The 5,713-nt window shown below is 71.6% G+C and carries 4 protein-coding genes; 2 read left to right on the plus strand and 2 right to left on the minus strand.

Features of this window, described 5'->3' with window-relative positions:
- Positions 1-2,012 (minus strand): Ig-like domain-containing protein (locus NUV38_RS17005; protein WP_257730245.1); only part of this gene is annotated, 2,012 nt, incomplete at its 3' end.
- Positions 2,013-2,265: 253 nt separating this feature from the next.
- Here NUV38_RS17005 and NUV38_RS17010 point away from each other — a divergent pair.
- Positions 2,266-2,949 (plus strand): TetR/AcrR family transcriptional regulator, encoded by a 684-nt coding sequence (locus tag NUV38_RS17010; RefSeq protein WP_257730246.1) that lies wholly within the window; start codon positions 2,266-2,268, stop codon positions 2,947-2,949.
- Here NUV38_RS17010 and NUV38_RS17015 read toward each other — a convergent pair.
- Complete coding sequence (locus NUV38_RS17015; protein WP_374627601.1) at positions 2,942-4,540, minus strand: AMP-binding protein; 1,599 nt, start codon at positions 4,538-4,540, stop codon at positions 2,942-2,944. The genes NUV38_RS17010 and NUV38_RS17015 overlap by 8 nt on opposite strands.
- A gap of 341 nt (positions 4,541-4,881) precedes the next feature.
- On the opposite strand from NUV38_RS17015, the gene NUV38_RS17020 reads away from it, so the two are divergent.
- Positions 4,882-5,190, plus strand: a complete 309-nt coding sequence (locus NUV38_RS17020) for a GIY-YIG nuclease family protein (RefSeq protein WP_257730248.1) — start codon at positions 4,882-4,884, stop codon at positions 5,188-5,190.
- Positions 5,191-5,713: the final 523 nt, after the last annotated feature.

Consider the following 5,713-nt stretch of genomic DNA (forward strand, 5'->3'; position numbering starts at 1 on the left):
GCGGCCACGAGCAGGGCGCCCAGCGGCGCCAGCGCTGCGTCGGGTCCACCGGTGCGCGGGAGCGTCGCGGTGCCCCGGGCTGCTGCTCCGGTGGTGTCGCGCGTGTTCGAGGCCGGAGCCGTGTCGGCGTCCGAGCCACCGGTGCCACCCGAACCGGCCCCCTCGCCGGCGTCGGAGTCGCCCGGGTCGACGGCACCGGGGTCGGTCGCCTCGGCCGCCTCGACGGTGATCGTCAGGGTGCCCGTCGTCGACCCGTTGGAGTTCGTCACGGTGTACTGCACCGGCACCGTCCCGCTGAAGCCGGTCGGCGGGGTGTAGCGCAGGCGCAGCGTGCCGGCGGAGGGGACGGCGAGAGTGCCGACCCCGTCGGTCGGCTCGGGCACGGGAGTCTCGGCCGCGCCCACGACCTCGACGGTGCCGCGCCCCTCGGGCAGCGGGGTGACCTCGAGGCCGGTGTCCGGGTCCTCGCTGTCGTCGTTGGCCAGCACGTCCACCTCGATGGCGTGGCCCCCCTCCTCGGCCGTTGCCGTGTCGGGACGGGTGACCGGCAGGATGGACCCGGTCGCGTCGAACGTGACCGGCTCGAAGTTCTCGAGGCCGCAGCTGGGGGTCAGGTTCAGGTCGCACGGCTCGAGGACGACCGTGCGCGGGTCGGGCACCAGCGCATGGCCCGCGGCGACGGCCGTGTGGGTGATCTCCACGCGAGCCCCGGGGGGTGCGGTGTAGAAGCGGAGGAGCTGTCCGATCCCGGTCCCCATGTCGTCGAGGTCGCCCGGGCAGGAGCTCAGCCCGGTCGGGGTCTCGGCCACGGCAGCGAGCTCGACGGGCGGGAACACCGGTCCGGTGAACTCAGGCACGGTCGTGCACGTCTGCACGTCCGGCGTGCCACCATCGGCCGGGTAGGTGGTGATGGTGATGGTGCTGCCGGCGGTGGTGGTGCCCTCGGGCACGAAGGCGCCACTGGCGACCTGGGTGCCGATGCGGTACTTCTGCGTCCCGAAGCTCGGGGTCACCGCGTCCTCGTCGACGGTGATGCCGACGGTCCCGGTGGAGCTGCCGTTGCTGTTGGTGAGCGTGTAGGTGAAGGTGTCGTCGCCTGCGTAGTCCTCGGCCGCGGTGTAGACCAGCCGCTGGAGGCCGTCGTCGGAGATCCGCACGGTGCCGTGCAGCGGCTCGCTGGCGATGGAGACGACCGTGTCGGGATCGCCGACGGAGTCGAAGGCGAGCACGTCGAACGTGAGGGGCTCGCCCGGACGGGCGGAGAAGGACCGGTAGCGGACGGATGGTGCGGGTCCTTCGCGCACGAGGTCCACGGCGACCGGCTCGCTGGAGCACTCCGAGGCGAGGCACGGATCGACGTAGACGTCCTGGTACTGGGTCCCGTCGTAGTACCTGATCTCTGCGCGTTCGCCGGGGCCGAGGTCGACGGTGGGCGACTCGTCGGTCGTGGCCAGGCAGGAGACCGGGGTACCGGCCTCGGCGAGCCCGACCTGCGCGTTGCAGTCGGCGGATCGCAGGTACTCGTCGCCCTTGTAGATGGCGACGTACACGTACTCGCTGCCTGCGTCGTCGGGGAGGAAGTCGCCCGCCTCCAGGGCCATGGTGATGGCGATCTGCTGGGAGCCGTACTCGTCGGCGGCCTCCTCCTCGGCGGCTCCCTCCTCGTCGGCGGCTGCGGCCGCGGACGGCGTGGGACCGGCCTCGGTCCCGTCCGCCTCCTGCTCGCTCGGCGCGGCCTCGGGGGTTTCGTCAGAGGACTCTTCCGGGGTCTTGTCCGCCGGTGGCGGGGTCGACTCCGCGGTGTCGCCGGCGGGCTCGGAGCTCTGCGGCGACGTGGAGTCGGAGGTCGTCGCCTCGTCGGGCGTCGACGTGGGCTCCGAGGTCTCCGGTGCGAGGTCGCCCTCGACGGCGAGCGCCGCGGGGGCGGAGGTGGCGACCGTGGCGAACGCGGCGACGGCGGTCACCCCGATGCGGCCGAACAGGTGCAGGGCAGGACGCGACGAGCTGGACAAGGGGGCCCCCGGAGGTCGAGTGATGCCCGACGATCGGCGGACGTGAGGAGCCTATGCGCAAGTTTGGCGCAAGTCCGACGAATGCCTAAGTTGCCCCCGTCGCACCAGCCGCGGTGCCGCGGCGTGCGACTCGCCCCTGGACTCGAGTCGCATGCCGCGCGCCGGGGCAAACCCTTGGTACGCTTGCGTACCCAGGATGGTACGCGGGTGTACCGATGTCAAGCGGACTTCCAGGAAGAGCGGGTGGGGGACGGTGCAGGACGAGGACCAGGACCAGGATGCGGGCCGGGCGCGCCAGGCGGAGATCAGGCAACGGATCCTCGCCGGCCTCGAGGACGTGCTTGCCCGCCGACCCTTCGGCGAGATCGCCGTCGCCGACATCGTGGGATCGGCAGGCATGTCCAAGCGCGCCTTCTACGAGGTCTACCCGCACAAGGCGGCGTGCCTGGTGGACCACGCCGAGCGGTTCCACCGGCGATGGGTCCAGGCGCTGGAGCAGCGCGTGCTCGACGCTCCCGACCGGCTGGCCGGTGCGGAGGTCGCGGTCCGGGCGGTCCTGGTGCAGACGCGCTCACGGCCGCTCCTGGCCCGTGCGCACCTGGTCGACATCTACTCGCTCGGTCCCGACGCCGTCCTCGTGCGGCGCGGGATGAAGCGCCTCTACGCCACCATGCTGCAGAACCTCGCGGCGGCGGACGACGGCACCGAGAAGGTCGACCTCGACGACGAGACGGCGCTGCGGATCGTCGGCGCCGTGGACGACGTGCTGGTCGCCCTGGCGTTCGACGAGGTGGACGACGCCGAGTTCGAACGCCGCCTCCAGTCCACCGTGGCGCTGGTTCGTGCGGTGTTCGTCGGTCTGTGGATCGAGCAGTCGTTCGGTCCGATCGACCTCAACCGACTCGCCGCGGGCGCCAGTCGCGACGACCTCAGTTGACCTGGCGGTCGTGGCCCTCCCAGTACTCGGCTCGGAGCTTGAACTTCTGCAGCTTGCCGGTGGCGGTGCGGGCCAGCTCGTCGCGGAACTCCACGCGCTTGGGGCACTTGTAGCCGGCGAGCCGCTCGCGACAGTGCGCGATCAGGCCCGCCTCGTCGACCGGGTCGGTGTCGGGCTCCAGGACGACGAGCGCCATGACCAGCTCGCCCCACTTCTCGTCCGGGACGCCGATGACGGCGACCTCGCGGACGGCCGGGTGGGACGCGAGGGCGTCCTCGACCTCGATCGAGGTGACGTTCTCGCCGCCGGAGATGATGACGTCCTTCTTGCGGTCGGCGATGGTCACGTAGCCGTCCTCGAACGAGCCGCCGTCGCCGGTGTGGAACCACCCGCCGGCGAGCGACTCCGCCGAGGCGTCGGGGTTCTCCCAGTACCCCTCCAGCACGGTGTTGCTGCGCGCGAGCACCTCGCCGGAGTCGTCGACGCGGATCGACGTCGACAGCGCGGGGGCCCCGGCGCGACCGAGGTTGCGGGCCTGCTCGGACGGGTCGAGGTCGTCCCACTCCTCGCGCATCCGGCTCATGGTGAGCAGGGGTGCGGTCTCGGTGAGGCCGTAGATCTGGATGAACTCCCAGCCCAGCTCCTCGCGCACGCGCTCGATCGTGCGGGTGGGTGGCGGCGCCCCGGCCACGACGCAGCGCACCCGGTCGCGACCTGTCGGGCCGTCCCAGTCCTTCAGGGCGTCGAGCACCGCGGCGAGCACGGCGGGTGCGCAGCACAGGTAGGTGACCTGGTGGTCCTCGATGCGGCGCAGGATCTCGGCGCCGTCGACCTGGCGGAGCACCACGTGCTTGGCGCCCATGCCGGTGACGCCGTACACCTGGCCCCACCCGTTGCAGTGGAACATCGGCAGGGTGTGGAGGTAGACGTCCCTGTCGCTGACGGATGCCTGCCAGCCGAACACGGTGGCGTTCGTCCAGAGGGCGCGGTGCGTCTGCTGGACACCCTTGGGCCGTGCCGTGGTGCCCGACGTGTAGTTGATCGTGGCGGTGGCGTTCTCGTCGGGCTCCCAGGCGCGCGGGTCGGCGCCGTGCTGCGGCCGCTGTCCGGTACCTTCCGCCGCCCGCTGCCCGGCACCCCCGCCGGGGGCGGGACTCCAGCCCCAGATCGTCTCGTCGTCCTCGCCGACGACGAACACGTGCTTCGCCGCCGAGCAGGCGTCACGCAGGTGCTCCAGGCCCGGGTCGAGGATCACGACCTCGGCGCCGCTGTGCTGGACGATGTACTCGACCTCGGCCGGTGCGAGCCGGAAGTTCACCGGCACGAACACGCGTCCCCAGCCGGAGACCCCGAAGAACGACGTGTACAGCCGGGCGGCGTTCTGCGACACCATCGCCACGCGACCACCCACCGGGACGTCCAGCTCGTCGAGCCGCGCGGCCTGCGCCTGCGCGAGCCGCATGACCTCGGCGTACGTGAGCTCACCCCACGACGCCGCCGGCTGGTCCGGCTCGTCGACGACGGCCACCCGGTCGGGGTAGACCGTGACGGCACGGTCGAGGAAGTCGCGGATGCTGAACGGGACGATCACGAGGGCCTCCAGTCGTATGACGCCGGTCACGCCCATCATGCAACGCCCCGCGTTGCACCGCCGTCGCAGGTCGGGTGTCGCAGGGGCGCACCATCGCGAGCCTCCGCTGGTCGAGTAGCGGCCGCGCGCGAGGAACGAGCGTCGTGGCTGCGTATCGAGACCATGTCGGTGGTGGTGATCTCGGACCAGTCGATCAGGTGGTCGGAGGCCTCGGGTCGACGTCGCGCTGGTCGAGTAGCGGGGGCGGGCGAGGAACGAGCCGTGCTCCCGCGTATCGAGACCCCGAGCTCACCTGTGGATCGCCGGTCGACGTCGACCGTCCGCACCGTTGCACTGACCGGATGGCCTACCTCTACATCCTCAGGTGCTCGGACGGCAGCTACTACGTCGGCAGCACGCGCAACCTCGACGCCCGGCTCCACCAGCACCGAGCCGGTGACGGCTCGGAGTACACCAGAAGCCGACGTCCGGTCGAGCTGATCTATGCCCACGCCTTCGACCGCGTGAGCGACGCGTTCGCGGCGGAGAAGCGTGTCCAGGGGTGGTCGCGCGCGAAGCGTGAGGCGCTGGTCAGGGGTGACTGGGACCTCATCTCGACCTTGGGCCGCAAGGACTTCACTCACCGCGACGCGAGTCCATGGCGGGAGTGACGCGACGTTCGGAGAGGTGATCTCGATACGTCCGGCCCTGCTCGTTCCTCGCGGGTCGGACTACTCGATCACCGGCGAGGGGTGGCTGGGTCATCGAGGGAGGGCGAGGGCCGGGGCGCGGTCCAGTGGTCGAGTGTGGGAGGGGTGGGGGGTCCGGTGGTCGAGGGGTGGGTGGGGGTGGGGGTCCAGTGGTCGAGGGGTAGGGGCCGCTGGTCGAGTAGCGGGCGCGCGCGAGGGACCAGCGTCGTGGCTGCGTATCGAGACCTTGGGGTGGTGATCTCGATACGCACCGACGTGCTCGCTGGCGCTCGCCGTCGGCGCTACTCGACCACCGGAAGGCGTGGCGCCGCGCGCCACTCGTCTGGTCGAGGGGTGGGGGTCCGCTGGTCGAGTAGCGGGCGCGCGCGAGGGACGAGCGTCGTGGCTGCGTGTCGAGACCTTGGGGTGGTGATCTCGATACGCACCGACGTGCTCGCTGGCGCTCGCCGTCGGCGCTACTCGACCACCGGAAGGCGTGGCGCCG

The organism is Aeromicrobium sp. 50.2.37 (genome assembly GCF_024655735.1).
In the GTDB taxonomy this organism is placed as follows: Bacteria; Actinomycetota; Actinomycetes; order Propionibacteriales; family Nocardioidaceae; genus Aeromicrobium.

Coding starts and splice junctions, on each gene's coding strand:
- NUV38_RS17020 (WP_257730248.1), top strand. CDS start 4,882: ATGGCCTACCTCTACATCCTCAGGTGCTCGGACGGCAGCTACTACGTC.